The 23,671-nt window shown below is 53.9% G+C and carries 21 protein-coding genes and 1 CRISPR repeat array; of the genes, 3 read left to right on the top strand and 18 right to left on the bottom strand.

Going from position 1 to position 23,671, the window contains the following annotated elements:
• The first annotated feature begins 52 nt into the window (after positions 1-52).
• Positions 53-1,327 carry an APC family permease gene (locus RIN67_RS08935; protein ID WP_390894548.1) on the top strand — a complete coding sequence of 425 codons (1,275 nt, stop codon included), beginning with the start codon at positions 53-55 and terminating at the stop codon, positions 1,325-1,327.
• Positions 1,328-2,072: 745 nt separating this feature from the next.
• Here RIN67_RS08935 and RIN67_RS08940 read toward each other — a convergent pair.
• The 8 genes from RIN67_RS08940 to RIN67_RS08975 all read right to left on the bottom strand — a co-directional run bounded on the left by RIN67_RS08940 (position 2,073) and on the right by RIN67_RS08975 (position 8,625).
• Positions 2,073-2,390 carry a carboxymuconolactone decarboxylase family protein gene (locus tag RIN67_RS08940; RefSeq protein ID WP_265000244.1) on the bottom strand — a complete coding sequence of 106 codons (318 nt, stop codon included), beginning with the start codon at positions 2,388-2,390 and terminating at the stop codon, positions 2,073-2,075.
• Positions 2,391-2,392: 2 nt separating this feature from the next.
• A complete protein-coding gene (locus tag RIN67_RS08945) occupies positions 2,393-2,809 on the bottom strand; it encodes a cupin domain-containing protein (protein ID WP_265000245.1) in 417 nt (138 codons plus the stop codon).
• A 19-nt stretch (positions 2,810-2,828) separates the two neighbouring features.
• Positions 2,829-3,572, bottom strand: a complete 744-nt coding sequence (locus RIN67_RS08950) for an SDR family oxidoreductase (RefSeq protein ID WP_265000246.1) — start codon at positions 3,570-3,572, stop codon at positions 2,829-2,831.
• Positions 3,556-4,104: a flavodoxin gene (locus RIN67_RS08955; protein WP_265000247.1), complete on the bottom strand. Its 549-nt coding sequence runs from the start codon at positions 4,102-4,104 to the stop codon at positions 3,556-3,558. The genes RIN67_RS08950 and RIN67_RS08955 overlap by 17 nt, the downstream gene beginning before the upstream one ends.
• 148 nt (positions 4,105-4,252) lie before the next feature.
• Positions 4,253-5,146, bottom strand: a complete 894-nt coding sequence (locus RIN67_RS08960) for a LysR family transcriptional regulator (protein ID WP_107740442.1) — start codon at positions 5,144-5,146, stop codon at positions 4,253-4,255.
• 27 nt (positions 5,147-5,173) lie between these two features.
• On the bottom strand, positions 5,174-6,610 hold the full coding sequence (locus RIN67_RS08965) for a gamma-glutamylcysteine synthetase (protein ID WP_265000248.1): 1,437 nt from the start codon (positions 6,608-6,610) through the stop codon (positions 5,174-5,176).
• 261 nt (positions 6,611-6,871) lie between these two features.
• Positions 6,872-7,738, bottom strand: coding sequence for an aldo/keto reductase (locus RIN67_RS08970; RefSeq protein WP_056944604.1), 867 nt, complete (start codon positions 7,736-7,738; stop codon positions 6,872-6,874).
• Positions 7,735-8,625 carry an aldo/keto reductase gene (locus tag RIN67_RS08975; RefSeq protein ID WP_265000249.1) on the bottom strand — a complete coding sequence of 297 codons (891 nt, stop codon included), beginning with the start codon at positions 8,623-8,625 and terminating at the stop codon, positions 7,735-7,737. The genes RIN67_RS08970 and RIN67_RS08975 overlap by 4 nt, the downstream gene beginning before the upstream one ends.
• A 116-nt stretch (positions 8,626-8,741) precedes the next feature.
• On the opposite strand from RIN67_RS08975, the gene RIN67_RS08980 reads away from it, so the two are divergent.
• The gene (locus RIN67_RS08980) at positions 8,742-9,611 is read left to right on the top strand and encodes a LysR family transcriptional regulator (RefSeq protein ID WP_265000250.1); all 870 of its coding nucleotides are present in this window, start codon (positions 8,742-8,744) and stop codon (positions 9,609-9,611) included.
• A 68-nt stretch (positions 9,612-9,679) separates the two neighbouring features.
• Here RIN67_RS08980 and RIN67_RS08985 read toward each other — a convergent pair whose 3' ends face one another.
• The 4 genes from RIN67_RS08985 to RIN67_RS09000 form a co-directional block, all read right to left on the bottom strand.
• Positions 9,680-11,071 carry an MFS transporter gene (locus RIN67_RS08985; protein WP_265000251.1) on the bottom strand — a complete coding sequence of 464 codons (1,392 nt, stop codon included), beginning with the start codon at positions 11,069-11,071 and terminating at the stop codon, positions 9,680-9,682.
• 123 nt (positions 11,072-11,194) lie between these two features.
• Positions 11,195-11,842, bottom strand: coding sequence for a DUF5776 domain-containing protein (locus RIN67_RS08990; RefSeq protein ID WP_313825917.1), 648 nt, complete (start codon positions 11,840-11,842; stop codon positions 11,195-11,197).
• Between the two features lie 6 nt (positions 11,843-11,848).
• Entirely contained in the window at positions 11,849-13,429 is a 1,581-nt protein-coding gene (locus RIN67_RS08995) for an amidase family protein (RefSeq protein ID WP_313825916.1), read from the bottom strand.
• Positions 13,430-13,594: 165 nt separating this feature from the next.
• On the bottom strand, positions 13,595-13,876 hold the full coding sequence (locus RIN67_RS09000) for a hypothetical protein (RefSeq protein WP_146155116.1): 282 nt from the start codon (positions 13,874-13,876) through the stop codon (positions 13,595-13,597).
• A 193-nt stretch (positions 13,877-14,069) separates the two neighbouring features.
• Positions 14,070-14,341: a CRISPR direct-repeat array (repeat unit 28 nt; unit sequence GAATCACCCCCACATACGCGGGGAACAC).
• 392 nt (positions 14,342-14,733) lie between these two features.
• Between RIN67_RS09000 and RIN67_RS09005 the strand changes: the two genes are divergently transcribed.
• A complete protein-coding gene (locus RIN67_RS09005) occupies positions 14,734-15,960 on the top strand; it encodes an IS110 family RNA-guided transposase (protein WP_313872918.1) in 1,227 nt (408 codons plus the stop codon).
• Between the two features lie 307 nt (positions 15,961-16,267).
• On the opposite strand, the gene RIN67_RS09010 is transcribed toward RIN67_RS09005, so the two are convergent.
• The 6 genes from RIN67_RS09010 to gatA form a co-directional block, all read right to left on the bottom strand.
• On the bottom strand, positions 16,268-16,795 hold the full coding sequence (locus RIN67_RS09010) for a GNAT family N-acetyltransferase (protein ID WP_265000276.1): 528 nt from the start codon (positions 16,793-16,795) through the stop codon (positions 16,268-16,270).
• Positions 16,796-16,978: 183 nt separating this feature from the next.
• A complete protein-coding gene (locus RIN67_RS09015; RefSeq protein WP_313872919.1) occupies positions 16,979-17,140 on the bottom strand; it encodes a hypothetical protein in 162 nt (53 codons plus the stop codon).
• Between the two features lie 1,136 nt (positions 17,141-18,276).
• Entirely contained in the window at positions 18,277-19,647 is a 1,371-nt protein-coding gene (rlmD, locus tag RIN67_RS09020) for a 23S rRNA (uracil(1939)-C(5))-methyltransferase RlmD (RefSeq protein ID WP_265000278.1), read from the bottom strand.
• Positions 19,648-19,727: 80 nt separating this feature from the next.
• Complete coding sequence (locus RIN67_RS09025) at positions 19,728-20,759, bottom strand: diacylglycerol kinase (RefSeq protein WP_056944619.1); 1,032 nt, start codon at positions 20,757-20,759, stop codon at positions 19,728-19,730.
• A gap of 20 nt (positions 20,760-20,779) precedes the next feature.
• On the bottom strand, positions 20,780-22,201 hold the full coding sequence (gatB, locus tag RIN67_RS09030; protein WP_024748226.1) for an Asp-tRNA(Asn)/Glu-tRNA(Gln) amidotransferase subunit GatB: 1,422 nt from the start codon (positions 22,199-22,201) through the stop codon (positions 20,780-20,782).
• Positions 22,201-23,670 (bottom strand): Asp-tRNA(Asn)/Glu-tRNA(Gln) amidotransferase subunit GatA, encoded by a 1,470-nt coding sequence (gene gatA, locus RIN67_RS09035; RefSeq protein ID WP_265000279.1) that lies wholly within the window; start codon positions 23,668-23,670, stop codon positions 22,201-22,203. The genes gatB and gatA overlap by 1 nt, the downstream gene beginning before the upstream one ends.
• Position 23,671 lies beyond the last annotated feature (1 nt).

Consider the following 23,671-nt stretch of genomic DNA (forward strand, 5'->3'; position numbering starts at 1 on the left):
GGCAAAGGCATTACGCCGTGAAATCGGCACATTCACCGCATTGGCAACGGTCATGGGCACCGTGATTGGAGGCGGTGTCTTCTTCAAGACCGCCAGTGTGGTGGCCGCGAACCATTCCGCCAACATGACCCTCCTGGCCTGGGTCCTGGGGGGCCTGCTGACCATCTGCGCCGGATTGACCAGCGCGGAACTGGCCGCCGCGATTCCCCGCACCGGCGGCGCCATGCGCTACTTGGAGTACGCTTACGGGAAACCCGTGGGCTTCTTGATGGGCTGGGCGCAGATTCTGGTCTACTACCCCGCCAACATCGCCGCGCTCTCCATCATTTTTGGGGTTCAATTCGTGGCCTTGTTCCAACTCCCGGCAGCCTGGAAACTCCCCGTGGCCATTCTTTGTGGCCTAAGCATCACCGGATTGAACTTCCTGGGCGCCAAGGTCGGGGGCCGGGTCCAATCGGTGGCCCTAGTCTTTAAATTGATTTCCATCGCCGTCATCGTGATTCTAGGGCTGTTCGCCCCCGCCACGACCCACTTTGCCTGGTGGCCGATTGCGACCGGCCAGCACATCGGGTGGGGCCACGCCTTTAGCTCGAGTCTGCTGGCCACCATGTTCGCTTACGACGGGTGGATCAGCATCGGTAACATCGCCGGTGAGATGAAGCACCCCGAACGCGACCTTCCCCGGGCCATCGTCTTAGGTCTGGCCGGCATCACCGTCATCTACACGTTGGTCAACCTAGTCTTCTTACGGACCCTCCCAATCAGCGCCATCGCGGGGAACCAAAACGCGGCGGCCGATGCGGCCATGCAACTGTTCGGTCAACTAGGTGGCAAGCTAGTCACCATCGGGATCCTGATCTCGGTCTACGGGGCCATCAACGGCTACACCCTGACCGGGATGCGGGTACCCTTCGCCATGGCGGAGGAGGACAGCCTACCGTTCTCCCGCTACTTCCGGCGGCTGTCGCGGCGGACCTACGTCCCCTTCTTCGCGGGGAGCGTCCAGTTCGGAATTGCACTCATCATGATGATTCTGGGCAGCTTCGATCTCTTAACCGACATGCTGGTCTTCGTGATGTGGGTCTTCAACTGCCTGCTGTTCGTAGCGGTCTTCAAGTTACGGCACCGTGAGCCGGAACTGGTCCGGCCCTACCGCGTTCCCGGGTATCCCGTGGTGCCGCTAGTGGCTTTACTGGGTGGCCTGTTCATCTTGGTCACCACCCTGGTCACCGAACCCGGCCTAGCTACCACGGGCCTGGCCCTGACCCTCTTAGGCCTCCCCGTCTACTTCTGGCACCAAAACCACCGGCAACCCACACAGCATTAACACAGAACTTATCAGCCGCCTTACCGGGCGGCCAGCTAGGGCTGGAACGCAGTGGGCACCACTTCGAGCCAAAGAGCGGTCTCGAAGCTGGGCCTTTGACTAGGCCGACTGAGAAACGTCGTCCAAGTCAAATTTCACGGCTGAGCCCTAGCTGACCACCCTCACGGCTCACATTAGCGCTAGAATGGCCTACTGCGTTAGGCATTGTCGCGCCACCACGTGAGGTCCCGCTAGCCGATAGGGCCCAGCCGGTGAAATTAGCGTTAGCCGAGAGGTCTTCTCGGCTTAGGCTAAGGCCGAGCTTTGAGATTCGCGGGTTTAGTGAAGTTCAAAGTCGTGCCCACTGGCGTCACGGCCCTGCCAATCGGCTGGTGGGACCGGACTCCCCAGCCCACATTAACCACTTATCCATGCATGTACGAAAAAAGTTGTCTTCAGCATTTGAGGACAACTTTTTTATGTGTGACTAGATTTGGACTTAAAGCTCACAAAGCTTGAGAACCAGTGGTTGCAATTGCACCAGAACCTGGTGGTGAAGAATCTAAACGCAATGGTAAGCCGTGAAGGTGGTCAGACAGGGCTCAGCCGTGAAATTTTCCTTGGTGGACGATTCCCAGTTCACTTAGGAAAAGGCCAAGCTTGAAGACCTGAACTTGAGGCTTCAAGTTGTGCCCACGACGTTCCAGCCCTGTCTGGCCACCCGGTAAAGCGCTGGTTGGCACACCGTTGCGGTTTAAACCAAGCGCTAATCGGTGTAGATTTTCTTAGCTAAGCCGAAAGCGGACCATGCCTTGGGCCAGCCGGTGTAGAAAGATAGGTGGGTGATTAGTTCAACCATCTCATCCTTGGTGACCCCGTGTTGCTTAGCAATCTTCATGTGTGCTTCCAGTTGAGGCACCCCTTGGGTCATCAGACTAGCGACCGTGATTAAGCTCCGGTCGTGAGCCGACATCTTGTCCTCGCGGGACCAGACTTCCCCGAATAAGACATCATCGTTTAATTCCGCGAACTTGGGCGCAAAGTCGCCTAAGTTGTCGCGACCAGCGGTTTGTTTTTCAGCCATGGTTACTTCCCCTCCTCTACTGCGGCGTACTGTTCATCCGACACCGGTTCCAGCCATTCCGGCGTACCAGCCGTGATGGCGATGTGGGAGAACCAGCTGTCCTTGGTCGCCCCGTGCCAGTGCTTGACGCCATCGTGGGTCACCACGACATCGCCCGCAACTAGGTGCCGAGCGGGCTTCCCGGCTTCTTGGTACCAGCCTTCGCCACCGGTGACCAGCAAAATCTGGAAACCATCGTGGTGGATGTGCCAGTTGTTCCGGCAACCGGGTTCAAACGTTACGTTCCCCACGCCAACGTTGACGGCGGGATCACTGACTAAACCCTGGAGGTAACTTTGACCCGTAAAGAACTTCGCGTACGCGTCATTCTTGGGACCCATGGGAAAGGTGTTTTGTTGCATCTCTTTTTCAGTAGCCATTTTAAAACGCTCCTTTTGATTAAGCTTGCTTGGTTGGATAGATTGTAAATTCGTTAACGTTCACGTCTTCGGGCTGATCAACCGCAAAGTTGACCACGCGGGCGACAGCGTCCGGGGTGATCCCCACAGCGTCGTAGAACTTCTGCATCCCGGTAGCCGTCGATTGGTCGGTGATGGTGTGCAAGAGTTCGGTGTTAATGGCGGCCGGGTACAGGGAAGCCGTGCGGATGTTGGTCCCCTCTTGGGCACTTTCCATCCGGATGACTTCCATCAGGTTACGGACGGCAAACTTCGTAGCCCCGTAGACCCCGGAACCCGCAAAGCTCTTGATGCCCGCCACGGAAGACGTGGTGATGATCTGGCCGTGTTTTTGGCTGGTAAAGGTTGGCATGACGGCCGCAACGCCGTTCAACACCCCTTTTAAGTTGATGTCGATCATCGCGTTCCATTCGTCCACGTGCAACGCACTAATGGGCGAGTTGGGCATGATGCCGGCGTTGTTGAAGATCACGTCTAAACCACCGAAGTCGTGTTGGGCTTGGTCGACCAAGGCTTGGACCTCCGCGGGCTTAGTGACGTCCGTGACCCGGTAACTGGCCTGGCCACCCGCGTCTTGAATGTCTTGAACGATGGCCTGCAGCCGGTTTTCCCGCCGGGCGCCCAGCACCACCTTGGCACCATTTTTAGCCAATAACTTAGCACTGGCTTCTCCGATTCCGGAGGAGGCACCGGTAATAACGATTACTTTATCTTGAACTGTCATCAGTCAATCTCCTTTTTATTAATGAACTGGTTGAATACTGTTGTAACCAATGATCCACCGCACACGCTGCGCGGTCGACCCGGGACCCGCGAATCGGTAATCCCGGATAGATCTGCGTGGTGGGCAATCTTTGGTGGAGCGTGGTCAGACTCTGACCGAAGCCACTGCCTTCGTGCGTCGCAAACGGCAACACAACCTTGGGCTGTGCCCGGTGCAGTAGGCTGACCACGGGTCGGGGCAGATCCCCGAACCAGACGGGATACCCTAAAAACCAGACCGGATCAGCTAGAAGGGCCGGTGCGAGTGGTTCCAGAGCTGGTAGCGCCTGGTCAGCTTGTTCCTGACGCGCCCGGGCCAACAGCGCCGCATAGGTCCGCGGATACGGGACCTGGGGGGTAATGGCTTGGGGCTTAAGGTTGAGACGCTGACCAATCAGGGTGGCGACCCGTTGGGTGTTGCCTACCGTTACCGGTACGGGACGTCCCCGTAATAGGGTTTCTCCGGGGGATGAGAACACCAAGATCACGGCCATCCGTCTCACATCCTTTCTTGCGTTGCCTAAACAACAAAGCCTAGTTTACAGCCCGGATCGATATAGGTCTAATGCTTCTTATTATTTATGATATGCCTAGTAAGCATCCCATGACGTTTAAAAAAGGCCACCCGCTGGGGGTGACCCTTTACGCCTTGGCTGAACCAAAGGCTTGTTGGAAGTAGTGAATAAATTCCTGAACGACCGGGGTTAAGAGCCGGTCGCGCCGCCAGACCAGCACGCAGTTGGTCTGCATGGTGGGCGCTAACGGAATAAACCGCGTGTCTGCCGGTTGCCGGTTCGACAAGGCCCCAGCGATCATCAAGGCCGCCGCAACCTGGTGGGCCACTAAGGGCAACACGTTAAAACTCAGGTTGTAAGTGCCAATGATGTTTAACTGGTCGCGCGTGAGCCCCGACCAATCCAAGATGAGTTGCTGGACCTCGGGCCGGTTCGACAGCATCAAGGGCATCCCCGCCAAGTCGGCCGGATGTACGCTGGATTGCCGGGCCACGAATGCGTCTTTGGAGACCAGCAACCCCCACTGCTCGGTCCGCGGTAACGTCAACGTCGCGTATTTGTCAGTATTGACCGGTTCCAATAGAATCGCTAGGTCTAACAACCCCTTGTCCAGCTGGTCGGTGATAATGTCACTGGCACTGCTGAAGATGTGGAACGTGACCTGGGGATAGTCGCTCACGAAGTCCTCGAGCATCATGGCTAAGGTGTCCGAATTATCCGCCTCGACACACCCGATAGCCACGTGCCCGCTGAACAACTGCTGGCGTCGATTCACGAATTCCTGGGTGGTCTGCTGAGTCAACCGGAGGATTTCCCCCGCCCGACTCTTCAGGAACAACCCGGCATCGGTCAGGACTAACCCCTTGCTCTGGCGTTCAAAGAGGGGTGTCCCCAGCTCCTGTTCGAGTTCGCGAAGCTGGCGACTCAGGGTCGGCTGCGTCACGTGCAGGCGCTCGGCGGCCCGGGAAATGTTCTCTTCTTCAGCAATCGTCCAAAAGTAGCGTAAAAGCCGCAACTCCACGAAACCGTCTCCTTTACTATCTGAGTTCTAGTGGTTGCCCGCTTCCGGTAGATCCGGGAACAGCTGACGCAACCGCGCTCGGGGATCACGCATCAGGGTGTCCTGCTCCTGCAAGACTTGGGTGACCCCCTGGTACGTGAAGAGCAAGAGGTCGGCGCCGAACTCATCCTTGACCTGGTAGAATTGCACACCGGCTTGCATGGCCGTTAAGATGAAGCGCTGGCACCGTTCGGAGAGCGTCTGGTAGACCGGCAAAAGCGCGGTCGACGACAGCCGTTGGTAGCGCCACGCGTTGGCGACCCGTAAGCCGTAATCCATCAAGCTGCCGTGCACCATATGCGTCAACAGCTTGGCCGCGGGCGTCAACTCGGGGTGCATCAAGACCTCTTCTAGGTCGTCGAGGGCTCGTTGCTGTTCGGTGTGGGCGTGCAGTTGGTCCAGCATGGTCCGCATGGCCTTGAAGATGGCCTGCCCTTGGGCTTGGAACTGCGTGGCCGCGTTGGGATTCTCCAGTGCCACCGCGGTATTCTTATCCCGGGCGGTCGCTAAGTCACTGGCCAGGTTGGTGGTCGGTGAGGACTGGGTCAGTAGGTAGATCAAGAAGGTCTTCAGGAAGTACATGGCGTGGCGACTCACGCCATTGGTGGTAAAGGGCGTGTTGTCAAAGCCCCGGAATTCCAGGTACCCGATGCCCCCGGTCAAGAAGTCCTGGGGCTTGACCTGCCCCCGTAACCGCACGGGACCGTTGATGACCGTCTTGCCGGCATCCATGATCCGTTGGAGGTTCCCTAGGTGCGCCGCCAGCGAGGTGTAGGTCACGGGCGTTCCGCTAGGTAAGACGCCGCTCTGCCGCACACTGCGCACCGGATGACTCAGGGCCGCCGGGACCGTCTCGAAGAAGCCATCCTCCACGAGGGGACTGGCCCCGAAGAGGTACGTCAGGAGCCACTGGTACCGGACGAAGTTCTGCGCTAAGCGGAAGTAGAGCTCGTTTTTAAACGCCACCACGGAATCGAAGTCGGCCGTGTAATGGCTGTACAGGCGATGAACCACCGGATCCGGTAAACTGTAGTGGAACTGGACGCCGGTCAACCAGTCGGCTTGCCAGGTCGAGCCTAGTTGCGTCAACTCCGAAGGGGCCAAGACTGGTGGCAGGCTGAGCGGCCAGATGCGGTCCTCCCCCTCCAAAGAACGGTAGACCACCGTTTGTAACGTATCTAAGCGGTCCAACGTCCCGCCGATGTTGGGGTTCGGCTCCGTGATCAACTCCACTTGACTGGGTAACTTTCCCGTTCGCAGATACGGATGAGTCGGGCGATTCCGCCAAGGCAGCGGTTGAGGACGCTGACTCAAGTGACCCTGCTGGTCGACCCGGTGTTCCGTCAATTCAATCCCCACTAAACTATGGTAAAGCTGTTCTGATAAATTTTCTTCTCGAATAACCGCTAATAAGTTTTCTAACATCGCGGTAACATCCCCTGACTGCAAGAACCATTCTACCTAAATTCTAGCGACTAACGACCGCCCTGTCACGAATTCAGCCCATGATTCCCCACGTACACAATATTTTTACTGATGACGTTATTATAGCATGCTTCCCCACCGGAACTGTCCCCCATGTTCGAAAACCTGCCATCAATTAAGCCGCCCGTGACCGTCAAAAAAACGTCCCCACTCATGCGATTTCACGCGCACTTGAGCTGGGAACGTTGGGTAACTTTTAGCTTAATCGTTGGCGTGGACGTCAAAGGCCGACAACAGCATATCTTGAACGCCAGGGGCGTCGGGATCGTGTTGGCCGTGGCCCTGGTCTAAGGCCCGCATCTGGGCCAGTTCGGCATCCGTTAACTGGAAGTCAAAGATGTCCAGGTTGCTCTTGATCCGTGCGGCGTGAACGGACTTCGGGAAGACGATGATACCTTCTTGGTTCTCAAACCGCAAGATCACCTGACCAGCGTCCTTGCCGTACTTCTGGGCGAGTTGTTGAATCACCGGTTCATTGAACAGGTCGCGGTTACCCTGACCCAGCGGTGCCCAGGCTTCGAGCTTCACGTCGTCAGCCGCCAAGATCTGCCGTAAGTCGCGTTGCTGGAAGTACGGGTTGAACTCGACTTGGTTGACCGATGGCTTGACCGTAAATTGCGGAACGAATTGGTTCCAGATCTTAGGCGTCATGTTGGAGACCCCAATGGACTTGAGCTTCCCCGCCTGCTGGGCTTCTTCCATGGCCCGCCAAGCCCCCGGTACGTCGCCGTAAGGCTGGTGGATCAAGTAGAGGTCCAGGTAGTCTAGCCCCAACTTCTTTAAGGACAGGTCGATGGCTTTCTTGGCGGGTTCGTACCCGAAGTCTTGGAGCCACAACTTACTGGTGACCCAGATGTCTTCGCGAGGAATGCCGCTCTCGCGAATCGCTTGGCCGACTTCGGCTTCGTTGAAGTACGCCACGGCCGTATCGATGTGGCGGTACCCCGCTGCTAAGGCTTCCTTGACGGCCTTGACCGTACTGCCATCGGCGGGAATCTGGAAGGTCCCGAACCCGATAGCGGGAATCTGAGTACCATCATTTAATTGAATCTTAGGGGTTGTCATCATTTATTTCCTCCTTTAGTTTCATCGTGTAACTGCGCTAGGCTGGACCCGAAAATCTGCTCGATGGTGACCGGGTCGCGGTGGTCGAAGAATTGGCTTTCGTGGCGGTCCAACGTCGCGATGGTGGTCAGCTCATCCGGGGTTAACTCAAAGTCGAAGACGTCGAGGTTTTGGGCCATCCGGTCGGCGTGAACCGACTTAGGAATCACGGTAATGCCCCGTTGGAGTAACCAGCGCAAGATGACTTGGCCGGTCGTTTTGCCGTGAGCCGCCGCAATCTGTTGCAGGGTCGGATTGGTGAAGATGTCGTGCTGCCCTTCGGCGAACGGTGCCCAGGCTTCGACCCGGACGTTCTCGCCTTGATTGAAGCGTACTTCGTCGGCTTGCTGGTACCAGGGGTTCACTTCGATCTGGTTGAGCACTGGCGGAACCGTCATGGTCAGTTCCAAGTTTTTCAGCTGATCGGCGTAGAAGTTCGAGACCCCGATGGCCCGAATCTTCCCGGCGTGGTAGGCCTCTTCAAGCGCCCGCCAAGCCCCCATCACGTCACCATAAGGTTGGTGTAAGAGGTAGAGATCCAGGTAGTCTAAGCCTAACCGCTGAAGCGACGCATCGATGCCGCGCTTGGCTCGTTCGTAGGTAAAATCAGAGACCCAGAGCTTCGACGTCACGAAGAAGTCTTCCCGGGGAACGCCACTCTTTTGAATCGCGCGCCCCACGGCCTCTTCGTTCTGGTAGGCCGTCGCCGTGTCAATCAGCCGGTAACCGGCTTGGATCGCGGTCGTGACCGCTGTCTCACATTCGGCGAGGTCCGGGACTTGGAACACCCCGAAGCCCAACTGAGGCATCGTGACCCCGTTGCTTAAGGTAGTTGTAGGAATCGTTGCCATCGAATCATCCTTTCCGTATCACTTGATTGATTCCATCCTACTGCCAAACCAATGGCTTGAAAATTACCCGTTGGCTATACTAGTATACAGATAACGTATACTAAGGAGTTGAGTTTATGATTGAGCCCTATTTACTGGAAGAACTGGTGGCCTTTAGTCAGACCGGGACACTGGCGAAAACTGCCCAACAACTGCACGTCACCCAGCCCACGGTGACCCGGGGAATGCAAAAGCTTGAAGACGACCTGGGGGTGCAGCTCTTCGACCGGCAGCCCAACCGGATCACGCTGACGGCCACTGGACGCCGCGCCGCGAAACTGGCGACCCGGCTCATGGCGCAACATCAAGCGTTCTCGACTCAGGTCCAGGCGTTCGACCACGCCCAACGGGTCCTGACCATCACCGCGACCCTGCCCGGACCACTCCTGTTGGCCCGTAAAATTGCCCAGCACACCGACCAGGCACTGAGTGTGACCACGACCTTTTCGCCCAGCGACCAAGCTACCGACCTGTTGACCACGCACCAAGCGACCCTGGTCTTGACCCAACGGGAGTTACAGACACCGGTACTGGAATCGCGCTACTTAGGACGCGAAAAGCTCGCGGTCAACCTCGACCAGTTCATGTACCAAGCCAATCAGACCACCGTGACCTTTGCGGAGCTTCGGGGGATGAGCTTCCTAGTGCTCCAAGACATCGGCAGCTGGCGCGACGTGATCCAACGGGAAATCCCGCAGGCTAAGTTCCTCTACCAAACCCAGCCCAGTGCCTTTCGTGAAATCACCACCTACTCCGACTTTCCCTATTTCAGTACCAACCTCTCGCGCTTCGACCCGCACGTGGTCACCCCGACGGACCACCGCGTATGCCGCCCCATCCGTGACGCGGTCGCCCAGATGCCCATCTACGCCAGCTACCTCAAGGCTGACCGGCAACGGGTGGCGCCAGTGCTGGCGGCGTTGCGTGCGCATTGGCCGGACGATTAAGCGTGGGACCCGAGGCGGTGTCTCGTCAAGAAAAAAGGCGTCCGGGATAGTCCCAGACGCCTTCAGTGTTAGTTCGTTGCGTGACTCTGCCGGTGATAGTTGACGGCACTGATGCCCGCGATGGCCACGGCCAGGAGCAAGGTGATCCAGAAGTCGACCCGGCCACCCTGGTAGGTGCGCGTCGCCAGACTGCCCTGGCCTTGATTTTGAAAAATCGCCATTAGGGCCGTCAAGAAGACCACGCCGGTCGCCCCCGCTAACTGTTGAACCATGTTGAAGAGCGAACTGATATCGGTCGCTGCTTGGACGGGAACCTGCGTGGTGGCGTTGGAAATCGTGTTGGAGAAGCAGAAGTTGAACCCGGCTCGTAGGACGATAAAGAAGACCAGTAGCCAGATTGCCGTGAGTTTCGGCTGGAAGGCTAAGAAACACAGCGCCCCCACCACTAACAGGCTGGTCCCGATACGTATCGGCAGTTGGAACCCGCGTTGGTCGGCCAGGTGACCCGCCAGTGGCGAGATGACCGCCCCAACCAGCGTCCCCGGCAAGAGGATAATCCCGGCTAACAGGGCCCCGGTATGGAGAACATACTGGGCGTAAACGGGAATCACCACGGAGATGCCGATGTTTAAGAACTGGAGACCGAAGTAGGTCAGCGCATCGTCGCGGACCGCCGCGTGCCGGAAGACTTGGAGGTTGACTAATTGCGCGGCGCCCCGGTTATTTTGCCAGACGAACCCGCCAAAGAGCACCACGGCCAACGCCAGTAAGCCCCAGAAGCTTAGGCTAAAGCCTTGCTTACCGATCACGGAAAAGGCGTAGACCCAGGTCAGCATCGCTAAGGCTAACGCAATGAAGCTGGGCCAGCTAAACGGCTTGGGATGCGCGATGACTTCACCCCGGACAAAGATCTGACCACCAATCAAGCTGACTAGACCGAACGGTAACAGGAACCAGAAGATCATGCGCCAACTCATGGTCGATGAGACTAGCCCACCGTACGTTGGCCCTAACGCGGGGGCTAGGGAAATAATCATCCCGGCGATGCCGGTCATCATCCCCAGCTTGGCGCGCGGTACTTGGGTGAAGATTAGGTGAAATAAAATTGGCGTGGCTAACCCAGTCGCGGTGGCTTGGACCAACCGGCCGACCAGCAGGATGGTGAAGCTGGGGGCGACGGCACAGACCACGTCGCCGACCATGAACGTGATGACCGCGACAACTTGCAGGTGCTGGGGATGATACTTTTTCAAGAGATACGCGGTGGTCCCCATCATAATAGTCACCATGAGTAGGTAGGCCGTGGTGATCCACTGCGTCATGTCTAGCGAAATCCCGAACTCCCGGGAGAGTTCCGGATACGTGACGTTCATCGACGTCTCGGTCATGATCCCTAGTAAACTAAGCAAAGCCACCGACAAGATGGCGCCCCAGGTGCGGGGATGAATCTGATTTTCCATGGTTTGATGCCCTCTTTGTTTTGTGTTTAAGTTTATTTTAGCACGGGGTGTCCAGTTGCTTCTGAAAAAGCACGTTGGGGATACCGACATCCCTAACGTGCTTTTATGGTGGTTAATCATTTTTTAGTTCCAGTGAACAAATTGACGGTTGGCGGTGACGTAATGCCCGTTCTTCAACTGATAACGTGTTACGTGACCGACTTTCACAATCTTCTTAACGTGTAAAATTTTCTTAACCTTTACATGCTTAATGCGCTGTTGACGCTTAAGGTGCACCGTCCGGTACTCATAAACGCCCTTCTTCGCAATGACTCGAATATCCCGCTTTGACTTTTGCGGCACTCGCTGGTAGTAACGATTATAAACGCCATGGCCTGCTAACAGATAGCCGCCTTTAACCCGGTACACGCGCTGACCCGTAGCCGTCTTGATGACTTGTAGCACTTTAAAGCTCGGGGCCGTAGTCCGTGAATGGGCTTTGTACTGACGCTTGACCTGGTGCCGGGCTGCGTCTCGGTACAGCTTAAATGGTGACGTCACGTAGACCACTTTAACTATCTTTTTGGCTGGCTTAGCGGTTTGCTGGTCGGGCGCTGTCGGTCGAACAACGGGGGCCGTTGGCGTCACGCTGGGTTCGGTGACTTGCGGTTGACTAGAGGCTCCCGTCGTCGAAGAACCCGTACCGGTCGACGGGGATGGTTCGGGCGTTGCCTGAGCGTCTGCTAACGTCTTAAAAAGATGATGTTGCTCAAACAGCGCACCCATCGCCATCAGCGTTCAATCCTGATTCTTAGCTGCCGTAAACTGAATTCCTAGCGGTAAGCCCTTAGCAGACACGTAGGTTGGTAAACTAATCGCAGGTTCCCCGGTCAAATTAGCTTGCTGGGTAAATGGTGTCATGCTTAACCCATGTAGCCAAGCATCATAAATCAAAGGCATCTGTTGATCAACGGGGACGTTCTCCATATTCTTCAACTTAGCTTCATACTGTGGTAGGACTGCGGGATCACTGACTAGTGGTGCCGTCGTAGCTACCGTGGGTGTTAGGAGTAGCGGATAAGTCTGATGGAAGGCTGCCATCTTAGCGGCGCCATCCGCAATCGTGGCATTGGCTTGTGCGACCTGCTCCTTGGTCAAGTTCTTGCTGGCCTGGTAAAGTCCCCAAGTCAGTGGACTCACATCGTCCTTAGTCATGGCCTTCTTGGTGGCCGTTTGAATCACGTAGTTGGCAACACTGCCAGCCGACGTATCCAAGATGTAATAGGCTCGCATTAAGGCCTTCCCGTCCACTGGCGGATTGACCTCCTTTACCGTAAATCCTTGCTGTTTTAAGAAGGATACCGCTTGCTGAACGGCTTTAACGGCATCCGCGCTAACGGGTGTTCCCACCGGGGATTTCGTCGTATACGCAATCGTCAGTTTGTTTAGCTGACTAGGCGCAGCTGGTGCACTGGCCCTAGATTGCTTGAGGGCGTCAAAAAGCTGCTGGGTGTCCGCCATGGTCTTCGTTTCGGCAAAGTTTACCGTATGCGCTGTGACCGCTGAGCCATCCCCCTGAATCATGCCCTGGGTCGGCTTTAGGCCCACTAGTCCAGACCAGGCCGCGGGGATTCTAACCGAGCCACCGGCATCGTTACCGGTCGCAATTGGCACCATGCCATCAGCAACACTAGTAGCCGAACCACCTGACGAACCACCCGGTTGATAATCAGTATTCCAGGCACTATGCGCTGCGCCATAGAGTTTAGAGGTCGTCACATTCAGCAATCCCATCTCGGGAAAATTAGTTTGACCAATCACGATGAACCCTGCCGATTGCAGGTTACGAACTAAGATGCCCGTATAACCACTAATCGCATTTCGATTTGGGTAAAGGCCATCCGTATTTTGACCGCCTTTAATCGTCTGACCTAGACCCTTAATCAGGATGGGCACACCTAAAAAGGGCTGCCCGGTATCCTTCAAGGCCGCAGCTTCCTGGAGCGCAGCATCTTCTCGTAACGTGATCACCCCGTTAAGCTGCGGATTATCGGCCTTGACCTTGGCAATTGCTTGTTGCACCAGCTGCGTGCTAGTCACCTTACCTGACCGTACTTGCTGCGCCAAATCTAGCGCGGAGCTATTTCGATAAACTTGCGCCGAAATCCCACTTGCTTGGGTTACCGGCGTCGCAACGGCACCATCAACACCAACTGCTTTTTGAAGCTGGCCAGCCGTAACTGATTCAGCTGTAACGGGCGTGGCGTGAGCCGAAACACTCACACTTCCCAATGTGACAACCGTTACTAATAGTAGGAACCACCTACTCAACCCTGACAGACGACCACCACGGTCAGTCTGCCAACTTCTCTTAACCATACCTTTTCCTCCTTAAACTTTTATACCACCATCCAATATTTTACGGGTTTTTGCGTTTCATTAAAAGCGCTTTCTCAGATTTATATAATAAATTCAATTTTTCAGTCTACTTAAAGCACAAAAAAGGGGCACCCAGTCGTCACTGGATGCCCGTTAAATCTTCGTTTATCTGCTGGTCTCAGGAATCCGAAAGTCCGCTAAATTGACCGTTACCAAATGTTCCACGTCATATTCCGCTAACTCTAACTCACCGGATGGCGTAGCGGCGGGTAAATCCGTCACCCGCGCCAACGTCTTACCGATAATGTCGCGTGCAACAATCAAAGCCTGTGCCGCGCTGGTGCCGCGAATCCACGTGCCATGATTGATATCGGGAATCTCAACATTGTACTCGCCGTTATCCGGATGAAGAATGACGGGATAGGTCACCATTTGTGCTTGCATCATTTTAGCCTCCTCGGACTAAGTTAATCACCTGAGCACACGAAACGGACCACCACTGATGGATAGTCCACCTTATAGAAACCGACTGTCGTTGCATTCTATACAACAACTTTTATGGCTGATATCACCTTACCGCACTGTAAGGGATAACATTCTTGGCTTTATCATACCACCCGATAGACTAAATACAAGTGGGAACTCTCCCCTGCATACGCGGGGAACACCCTGGGCAACTAAGCGCCTGTAGAACATTGTACGAATCACCCCCACATACGCGGGGAACACCAGCAACATTGCCAACCTGCTGAACTCAGTCAGGAATCACCCCCACATACGCGGGGAACACTGCCAAGACGAAGAGAACTGCCAGGCGTTCGCGGAATCACCCCCACATACGCGGGGAACACTACCAGTAGTTGCAACTTCTTTGGCGGTCTTGGGAATCACCCCCACATACGCGGGGAACACACTAAACAAACGCCGCCAAATCAACGTTTTTAAATCAATAACCCAATAAATTTAATCACTTAATCTAACCATAATTATACTTACTCCTCAAGCCAACCACCACTAGTATGATCTTAAAAAACACAGTTTCCCACAATTATCTAAATATCCCCACAATAAAAAAATACTAAGCTTAGAGGCATAGAAGTTACCCGACGGGGTGCTCCTATGCCTCTATTACTTTATAGTGGTAGTGAAGACAGGCCGTGGGCGCTTTGGGTCCTTGAGACCGTAATAAAAAATGGCCGCTTCACTGGTTTTAGTCAATTTGATCAAAGTATTTGGGCTCTCGAAGCCGTGTTTTGAAAACGAGATTACTAAAACTGACGTGAAGACTTCAGAAAGACAGGTATATGATTATGCGAACAATTATTGGAATCGATGTCAGTAAAAACAAAGCTAACGTTGCGGTGGCGACGGATTTAATCGTCGCCAAAGAACTGACCGTCCCTCTAGATGCACTGGGATTTAATGAACTGAAACACGTCGTGCTTCAGTTCGGCGGAAAAGCGGAAATCGTCTTTGAAGCGACTGGTGTTTACTCCCGGCGCTTAGAGTATTTCCTTCAACAAGAAAATTTGAATTACCATATTTTAAATCCCCTGGCGGCTAAGAATCGCATCGCCACTGGTACGCGAATGAGAAAAAACGATCAACGTGATGCGCGCCGATTGGCGATTACCGAGTTTACCGAACAGTTAGAGCCCTATCTTCTAGCTTACAAACAGGATCCCATCTATCGTGAATTAACGGATATGAACCGTTATTACGACCAACTCAATGAGGATAAGAAACGGGCCCGCAATCGAGCTCATCGTGTCTTACAGCTTGTATTTGCGTCATTTGGGGCCTCCAAGGGTGGCTTTAACTTCGATACAAAGCTGGCTTGGAAGATTCTAACACTCTTCCCGCATGCACAAATCGTTCGTGAAATTGGCGACCTTAACGCGTTAGAAGCACGAATATCAGCAGCACATTTCAAAGGGATGAACGCTAGGCGTATTCACGATGCCGCACGAAAGTTATGGAAACTGGCCGCTCAGAATGGTGACGCCGTACCCGTTACTTCGGATAACACGCGGCAAATGAAAGCTTTGGCGGAACAAGTTCTCACCCTAGAAGCAGCGCAGGACCAGCAGGTCGTGCGCATGATGGCCTTAGGTAAATCCTTGTCAGAGTTTACGCTTCTTCAAACAATCCCTGGTATTGGTGGCAGTACCGCCATTCGGCTAATTAGTGAATTAGGTGATATCCGACGGTTCAATACCCGTCAGCAATTGAACAGCTATGTCGGCCTGGACACAACGGAAGTTGACTCCGGTGACCATCAATCCGCTCGCCATATCACCAAACACGGTAATCCCCATGCACGCCGAATCTTGTATTGGACGGTCGTTCTTATGCTTAATCCTAAGATGGGCGACAATCATATTCGCGATGCATACGAAAAAAGACGAGAAGCTTCTTCTTCAAAGAAGAAACTCATCGTCCGTCAAATGGATCGTCTTATTAAAACAATCCTATACCTGATAAAAACGAATCAACCTTACTCCTATGAGCTGAGCCCTCAATCGAAGTAACATTCATTTAGGCTCCGGAACGAAGAACATCGTTCCGGAACCTAGACCCTAAATTTCTCATCATAAAACATAGTTTATAATACCAGCCTTGAAAAAAATTTGATACCTCCAAGGCTTATTTAGCTGGCTATAAATCACTAAAATAATAGCAATAGGGCCATTGATTTAACAACATCTTTATTGACAAAACGTAGAAAAAGCTAACCACAAAGGCTAGCTTGTTCTAAATCGTTCTTACTCCCTAATCACACTCAGGAGTAGCGGATGATGGTTCGCTACTCCTCTTTCATCTAAAACCAACGGCTAATCAATCCGCCATCAGCTCATACATTCGCGCTGCTGTCTCACCAATGTCATCGTAATTTAAGATTCGTTCCTCCACAAAACGGTATCCATATCGGCGATAAAACTGCTCTGCTGACGTATCACGAGTCAATACGTCTAAGTGAATGACCCGCTGCCCCGCATCTCGAGCTGCCTGAACCAGCGTTTGCATGAGTGCCGTAGCCAACCCTCGACGACGAAAATCCGGATGGACGGCAAAAAGGTGTAGGACCGCAATCTGACGATCAACAACGTAAGACCAGTTCACACCTTGATAATCTTCATCGTCCCCAACTGATAGGATACCGGCTGCCACAATCTTCTGGTCGATGAACCCAGCTATGACACGCCGAGTCTGTAAAGCCTCCCGCAACAGGTTCCGGCTAGGATACTCACCCCAATGCCAATCTGGGTTGTCTCCCCCAGATTGCTGGGCACATACAGCTTGGTAAAACTGGATAAGGAGTTCCAAATCAGCTGACGTTAAAGCCCTAACTGCATCGAAAGTCATCGATTTATTTCCTCCTTCACTAAGAATTGCTCCCTAAACCATCTTTACACGCATGACCACCGAACACCTACACCACAAAAAGTGACAGGCCATAACAACTTTTCACAATTACTATGTATCATCACTACCCAAGAAAAGCATTCCCCGTACTATATCTTGGCAGACCATCATCATTTTTTTAGATTATTCTCCGACATACACTTGGTGGCTTCGGGGAAATTCACGCTTGAAAGCAGCTTGGGCAGCATGTTTGGCCGTACCAATAGCCACGGGATAGGTAGTCGTAACGTTGCGATACCCCTGTTCAACCAACGTTACCCGTTGTTGTGTAATCTTTAGCGTCACCGACCGATCCTTCTTGCGCGTTAGTAGCACCAACCGCCCAGGGCGCGACGTTTTAAGCATTTGCTTCATCAGTGTAGTCGCTTGTTTCAAGGGGATACACTTCATTTAGTCACCCCCAGAATTTGGATGAGCTCGTGACTAAACGTGGACTTTTGTAAGTCGTGACTGATAAACACTACGGTGGCGCGGTGACCTCGATGTATAAAAGCTAGGCGCGCAGATCCCAATTTACCTAAGTTTGTACGAAATTCGTAACAGAAAGTTCCAGATACCTTAGTACGGGTTGCCAGCTTGACTTTCGTCATTCCAGTTGCGATTTCCCGATTAACGGCATCTGAAATTTGTCGTTCAATGATTGCTTGTTGATGCGCGTAGCGTTTGAAAAACGCCTTGCATCCGTGCTGATCAAAGATTACCGTTATCATTTCATCATCTCCGCTAAATCTCACCACTCCCTTTATATCGCCCCCCCTTCATTTTAGTCAGTGTCTAAGCGTTTTTCAATTTGAATTATGTATATCATGGCCTAAAAAATAGCACCTTCACGCGTAGACGCAAAGACGCCATTTAATAATTCGCTGTTGCGAAGATTTCCCCCGCACACACGGGGAACACCAAAGACTGATCGCCGTTTTTAAAACCACGGCAGAATCACCCCCGCACGCACGGGGAACACGGCAACCCATACTAAGGTATCTGGAGCGTCCTGGAATCACCCACGCACACACAGGGAACACTGACAAGCCATTGTCCGATCCGCGTATCTTTCCGAATCACCCCCGCACACACGGGGAACACCAACTTGGTTGCAGGGGGTGCACCCCTTTGCCAAGAATCACCCCCGCACACACGGGGAACACCCACGTCATCAATACAAGACCGACTACTTGTCAGAATCACCCCCGCACACACGGGGAACACACTAAACAAACGCCGCCAAATAAGCATTCACAAAACGGCTATCCACCAAATTTAATCACTTACGATTATACCTGCCACCGAGTTAGCCGGCAAATGCATGGTCTCCAAAAACACAATCTCTCACAAGTATTCCAATAATCCATCTCACCCAAAAAGCGTGCCCGCTCACCTGACGACCGTCAGATGCTACGAGCACGCTTCATTTTGACATATCCTTAGTCTTTCCGCTTCAGCACCGTCACCGATTCCACGTGCGGCGTCTGTGGAAACTGGTCGACGGGTTGAATGTCTCCATCGATTGCGTATCCCAGTTCTTCGAAGTGGGCCACGTCACGGACCAGCGTCGATGGGTTACAGCTAACGTAAACCACCTTGCGCGGCGCCATCTTAGCGGCACTCTCAATCAAGCTAGGAGCCAAGCCCTTCCGTGGCGGATCGACCACGATCACGTCCGGCTTGACACCATCTGCCTGCCACTGTGCCATCTGGTCTTCCGCCTTGTTCACGGCGAAGTCCACGTTGGTCAGGTGGTTCTTCTGGGCGTTGACCTTCGCGTCCTCAATGGCCTCAGGGACGATTTCGACCCCGTAGACCTGCTTGGCGTGCTTGGCCAGGGCCAGTGAAATGGTCCCAATCCCACAGTAAGCATCAATCACCGTTTCGTTGCCCGTCAGGCCGGCCTTATCAATGGCCATCTGGTAGAGCTTTTCCGTCTGTTGCGGGTTCACTTGGTAGAAGGACCGCGCCGAAATTGCAAACGTTAAGCCCATCAATTGGTCTTCAATCGTCGGTTTGCCGTAAAGGACCCGCGTCACGTTCCCCATGATCACGTTGGTCCGCTTGGCGTTGACGTTTAACACGATACTCTTGACCTCAGGTAGCGCCTGGTGAATCTGCTCCACCAGTTGAGCCTGACTGGGAATCTTCTGCTGACGACTGATCAAGACGATCATCATCTCGTGGCTGTAGTAGCCCCGCCGCACCATGATGTTGCGGATGACACCCTTATCGTTGATTTCATCGTAAGCGGGAATCTGGAACTGCCGTAACAGGTCGCGGACCTTCACGATGGCCTTATCGATTTCGGGGTCTTGGATATAGAAGTCTTCCAGCGGAATCAGGTCATGGCTGTGTTGCCGGTAGAAACCAGTCTCCAGTTGGCCCTTGATCTGCCGAACCGGCACTTGGGCCTTGTTCCGGTACTGAGTCGGGTGATCCATCCCCAAAGTCGGGGCCACGGCCACGTCAATGTGGGCTTTCTTGAACAACTCGGCGATCTGATCATGCTTGAACGCCAATTGTGCCGGATAACTCAGGTGTTGCAAAGGCGCGATGCCCGTCTGCCGGTAAGTCTTATCGACATCGGTGACCCGGTCAGGTGACGTGGTTTTGAAGGCCACGACCCGCGCGAACCCGTAGTGCTTTTGGACCTTAGTCACCTGAATCGTGACCACTTCGCCGGGTAAGGCGTTTTCGATAAACAGGGAAAAGTCGTCGACCTTAGCTAAGCCTAACCCTTGGTAGGTCAGGTCCGTAATGGTGACGTCTAACTGTTGGTTCTTCTTTACTGGTGCTGTGCTTTTCATAATTACCTCATATTTTCTAAGCGTTAAAAAAGGGACTTTGCACCATTATGACGCAAAATCCCCTTTCCGTAAACGATTATCTATTTTTTGGCGGCCGCATCGGTCGAATCAGTCGCCGGGTCTGCAGGCAGTTCTTCCACCTGCTTGACGAATTTCTGTTCTGCTTCTAGCATTTCTGGCGACTCCATGGTCACCGCGGAATCCGGAATGGCGTCCAGGTTGGCGTACATCTCAATGTGTTGCCGCAGGTTGCGGAACTTCATCGGCGCATCGCCACCATATTCACCGTCTAAGTTGATCATCATCCGGTCTTCCACCGGCCGTGCGACCACTTTGCTGGTCTTCACGTAAATGATGTGCGGGTCGTTGATATGCTTCCCGCCATTCAAGACCAGCCCCATCAACCGGAGCAATTCCGGCAGACTGGCCGTCTTGACGATGATCATAGTAAATTTCCCGTCATCCAACGCGGCATCGGGCACGATCTTTTCGAAGCCCCCGATGGAATTCGTCAGCGCGAGCAAGAACATCGACGCCTTTCCCCGGAAATGGCCCCCGTCATAGGTCAGGTCCATCTCGATGGGCTTGATCTGCGGCAGGAGTTCGGCGCCCTTGGCTAGGTAAGCCAGGTAACCGAAGATGGATTTCAGGTTGGACGGTACATCGTAGGTCAACTCGGTCAACAGGCCACCACCCGCGATGTTGATAAAGTACTGGTCACCGGCCTGGCCGATGTCCATGTTCACCGTCTGTTCCTTCAAGACCACCTTAGCGGCTGCCAAGGGGTCCTCCCGTGGAATGTGCAGTGCGCGCGCATAGTCGTTGGTGGTCCCGGCCGGGATGATGGCCATCTTGGGCCGGTGCGGTAAGCCGGCGATCCCATTGACCACTTGGTTAATGGTCCCGTCGCCCCCCGCCGCCACGATGAGCTCGAAACCGGCCCGGGCTACCCGAGTTGCCTCGTCACGAGCCGAATTCGGCGCTGGCGTGGTCGCGTAGGCACTGGTCTCATAGCCGGCCTGCTCGAACACTGCCAAAATATCAATTAAATCCTTCTTTAACGCCTCACGGCCTGAGGTTGGGTTGTAAATCACCCGTGCCCGTTTACGCATGCTGGTGCCTCCATTGTTCTCTAGTGTTTCAAAGCAGCCATCAATAACTTGTTGACCACTTGTGGGTTAGCTTGCCCGTGGGTCTGCTTCATAATCTGACCCACCAGGTAACCGACTGCCCGGTCTTTCCCGTTATTGAAATCTTCGATGGATTGTGGATTCTGGTCCAACACATCATCGATGATTGGTTGAAGCTTAGCTGGATCGGATAATTGAACCAAGCCGTGTGCTTCCACGTAGGCCTTAGGTTCCTCACCCTTGGTCACGGCCTTGAAGACCTTCTTGGCCATCTTGGTCGAAATCGTGCCATCGGAAATGAGGTTAATCATACCGGCTAAGTTGGCTGGTGTCAACTTAGTGGCGGACAGATCAACTTGGTTATCGTTCAGGTAGGCGTTCACGTCCCCTTGCAGGTAGTTGGCCGCCATCTTCGGATCCGCCTTCAAAGCGATCATGGCATCGAAGAAGTCGGACATTTCCTTGGTCTGGGTAATGACCATGGCGTCGTAGTCGGTCAAGCCTAAGTCGTTGACGTAACGTTCACGCCGCTTCCCAGGCATTTCCGGCATCGCTGCCTGTAAGTCCTTGATCCAGTCATCGGAAATGTTCAGCGCTGGCAAGTCGGGTTCTGGGAAGTACCGGTAATCATCGGACCCTTCCTTGACCCGCATTAAGATGGTCTCGCCGGTCTTTTCGTCGAACCGCCGCGTCTCTTGTCGTACGCTACCGCCGGACATCAAGACCTGTTGTTGCCGCTTTTCTTCGTACTCCAGGCCCCGCTTGACGTAAGTGAAGGAGTTCAAGTTCTTCAATTCCGTCTTGGTCCCGAACTTCTCTTGACCCACCGGCCGAACCGAAATGTTGACGTCGACCCGCATGGACCCTTCTTCCATCTTCACGTCAGAAATCCCCGTGAATTGGATCCGTTGCCGCAAGGCTTCCAGGTAAGCGTAGGCTTCCGCTGGAGAAGCAATATCGGGTTTCGACACGATTTCGATCAGTGGCGTGCCTTGCCGGTTCAAGTCCACGTAGGAGTAATTCCGTTCGTGGGTGTTCTTCCCGGCATCTTCTTCGATGTGCATTTCTTCGATCCCGATTTTCTTCTTCACACCGTCAACCGTGATCTCGACCCATCCATCATGCGCAATTGGCTTGTCCGCTTGCGTGATCTGGTAAGCCTTGGGGTTATCTGGATAGAAGTAGTTCTTCCGGTCGAAGTGGGTGTGTTGTTCCACGTCCGCATGTAAGGCCAGTGCCGCGATGATCCCATCAGCGACAACGCCCTTGTTGGTGGTCGGCAGAACCCCTGGATATCCCCAGTCGATCACGTTGGTGTTGGCGTTAGGGTCATCCCCAAATTCAACGGGTGATGGACTAAAGATTTTCGAATTCGTCTTTAATTCAACGTGGACTTCCAGTCCGATAGTCGTTTCAAAATTCATTAGTTGTGACCCCCTAACGTTGGAACTTTGGTATGAAATTCTGTGTTTTGTTCAAAGGCGTAACCAGCTTGATAGAGCGTGCTTTCGTCAAATGGCCGCCCAATCAGTTGCATCCCGATCGGTAACCCTTGGCTGAAGCCGGCTGGTAAGGACAACCCTGGCAAGCCCGCTAAGTTGACCGGAATGGTCAAGATATCGTTCATGTACATGGTCATCGGGTCGGTGATCTCTTCACCAATGCCGAACGCCGTGGTAGGCGTAACGGGGCCCATGATGAAGTCGTGGTCCTTTAAGATGGCCTTGAAGTCGTTCAAGATGACCGTCCGGACCCGAGCCGCCTTCAAGAAGTAGGCATCGTAGAACCCAGCAGATAAGGAGAACGTCCCTAACATGATCCGGCGCTTAACTTCTTCACCAAAGCCTTCGGAACGGGACTTCACGTAGACGTCTTCCAGGTTCTTGACGTCCTGCGCCCGGTAACCGTAACGAATCCCATCGAACCGTTGTAAGTTCGAGGACGCCTCGGATGAAGCGATGATGTAGTAAGCCGCGACCCCGTACTTGTTATGCGGTAAGGAGACTTCGTCGACCGTTGCCCCTAATTTCCGGTAAGTGTCCGCTGCCGCTAAGATGGCCTGCTTCACGTCATCGGCGATCCCGTCACCCAGGAATTCCTTCGGCAACCCAATCCGTAAGCCTTTGACGCTAGTTGCAGCCGTCAAGTCTGCCGCGTAGTTCGGCACTGCCTTATCGGAACTGGTCAGGTCGTGTTGGTCGTGCCCGGCAATCGCGCTGAGCATCAAGGCGTTATCCTTAACGGTCCGCGTCATGGGGCCAATGGCATCCAAGCTAGACCCGAAGGCAATCAGGCCCCACCGGGAAACTCGGCCGTAAGTTGGCTTCATCCCAACGACCCCGTTGAAGGAGGCCGGTTGGCGAATTGAACCACCGGTATCGGACCCCAAGGATGCGGGAACCATTCCGGCCGCCACTGCGGCTGCCGAACCACCCGAAGACCCACCGGGGACCTTGGTGTGGTCCCAGGCGTTCTTGGTGGTCTTAAAGGCGGAGTTTTCCGTCGAACTCCCCATGGCGAATTCATCCAAGTTGGTCTTCCCCACAGAAATCATCTGGGCGTTGGCCAACTTCTGAACCACCGTGGCGTCGTAGACCGGCTTGAAGTTCCCTAAGATCTTCGAACCCGCCGTAGTCGTGACGTCCTTGGTCACCAAGTTGTCCTTTAACGCCATCGGAATCCCAGCTAAGGGCTGGTCTTCGCTAATGCCGGCCGCGTCGATCTGGTCGGCTTGCGCCAAAGCTTCATCTTCATTTAAATGCAAGAAGGCATCGACTTGGGGATCCGTAGCCTTGATATTGGCAAAAGTCTGTTGCGTTAATTCCTTAGCGCTGTACTTCTTAGCCACCAAATCGGCATGCAGACTGGCGAGGTCTTGCTTTAAGTAATCCATT

It is taken from the genome of Levilactobacillus namurensis, from assembly GCF_032197885.1.
GTDB classification, from domain to species: domain Bacteria; phylum Bacillota; class Bacilli; order Lactobacillales; family Lactobacillaceae; genus Levilactobacillus; species Levilactobacillus namurensis_A.

What these genes read in the sequence shown, in the direction of transcription:
- RIN67_RS08935 (WP_390894548.1), top strand. Translation starts at nt 53, where the DNA reads ATGGGCACCGTGATTGGAGGCGGTGTCTTCTTCAAGACCGCCAGTGTG.
- RIN67_RS08940 (WP_265000244.1), bottom strand. Translation starts at nt 2,390, where the DNA reads ATGGCTGAAAAACAAACCGCTGGTCGCGACAACTTAGGCGACTTTGCG.
- RIN67_RS08945 (WP_265000245.1), bottom strand. Translation starts at nt 2,809, where the DNA reads ATGGCTACTGAAAAAGAGATGCAACAAAACACCTTTCCCATGGGTCCC.
- RIN67_RS08950 (WP_265000246.1), bottom strand. Translation starts at nt 3,572, where the DNA reads ATGACAGTTCAAGATAAAGTAATCGTTATTACCGGTGCCTCCTCCGGA.
- RIN67_RS08955 (WP_265000247.1), bottom strand. Translation starts at nt 4,104, where the DNA reads ATGGCCGTGATCTTGGTGTTCTCATCCCCCGGAGAAACCCTATTACGG.
- RIN67_RS08965 (WP_265000248.1), bottom strand. Translation starts at nt 6,610, where the DNA reads ATGTTAGAAAACTTATTAGCGGTTATTCGAGAAGAAAATTTATCAGAA.
- RIN67_RS08970 (WP_056944604.1), bottom strand. Translation starts at nt 7,738, where the DNA reads ATGATGACAACCCCTAAGATTCAATTAAATGATGGTACTCAGATTCCC.
- RIN67_RS08975 (WP_265000249.1), bottom strand. Translation starts at nt 8,625, where the DNA reads ATGGCAACGATTCCTACAACTACCTTAAGCAACGGGGTCACGATGCCT.
- RIN67_RS08980 (WP_265000250.1), top strand. Translation starts at nt 8,742, where the DNA reads ATGATTGAGCCCTATTTACTGGAAGAACTGGTGGCCTTTAGTCAGACC.
- RIN67_RS08985 (WP_265000251.1), bottom strand. Translation starts at nt 11,071, where the DNA reads ATGGAAAATCAGATTCATCCCCGCACCTGGGGCGCCATCTTGTCGGTG.
- RIN67_RS08990 (WP_313825917.1), bottom strand. Translation starts at nt 11,842, where the DNA reads ATGGCGATGGGTGCGCTGTTTGAGCAACATCATCTTTTTAAGACGTTA.
- RIN67_RS08995 (WP_313825916.1), bottom strand. Translation starts at nt 13,429, where the DNA reads ATGGTTAAGAGAAGTTGGCAGACTGACCGTGGTGGTCGTCTGTCAGGG.
- RIN67_RS09000 (WP_146155116.1), bottom strand. Translation starts at nt 13,876, where the DNA reads ATGATGCAAGCACAAATGGTGACCTATCCCGTCATTCTTCATCCGGAT.
- RIN67_RS09005 (WP_313872918.1), top strand. Translation starts at nt 14,734, where the DNA reads ATGATTATGCGAACAATTATTGGAATCGATGTCAGTAAAAACAAAGCT.
- RIN67_RS09010 (WP_265000276.1), bottom strand. Translation starts at nt 16,795, where the DNA reads ATGACTTTCGATGCAGTTAGGGCTTTAACGTCAGCTGATTTGGAACTC.
- rlmD (WP_265000278.1), bottom strand. Translation starts at nt 19,647, where the DNA reads ATGAAAAGCACAGCACCAGTAAAGAAGAACCAACAGTTAGACGTCACC.
- RIN67_RS09025 (WP_056944619.1), bottom strand. Translation starts at nt 20,759, where the DNA reads ATGCGTAAACGGGCACGGGTGATTTACAACCCAACCTCAGGCCGTGAG.
- gatB (WP_024748226.1), bottom strand. Translation starts at nt 22,201, where the DNA reads ATGAATTTTGAAACGACTATCGGACTGGAAGTCCACGTTGAATTAAAG.
- gatA (WP_265000279.1), bottom strand. Translation starts at nt 23,670, where the DNA reads ATGGATTACTTAAAGCAAGACCTCGCCAGTCTGCATGCCGATTTGGTG.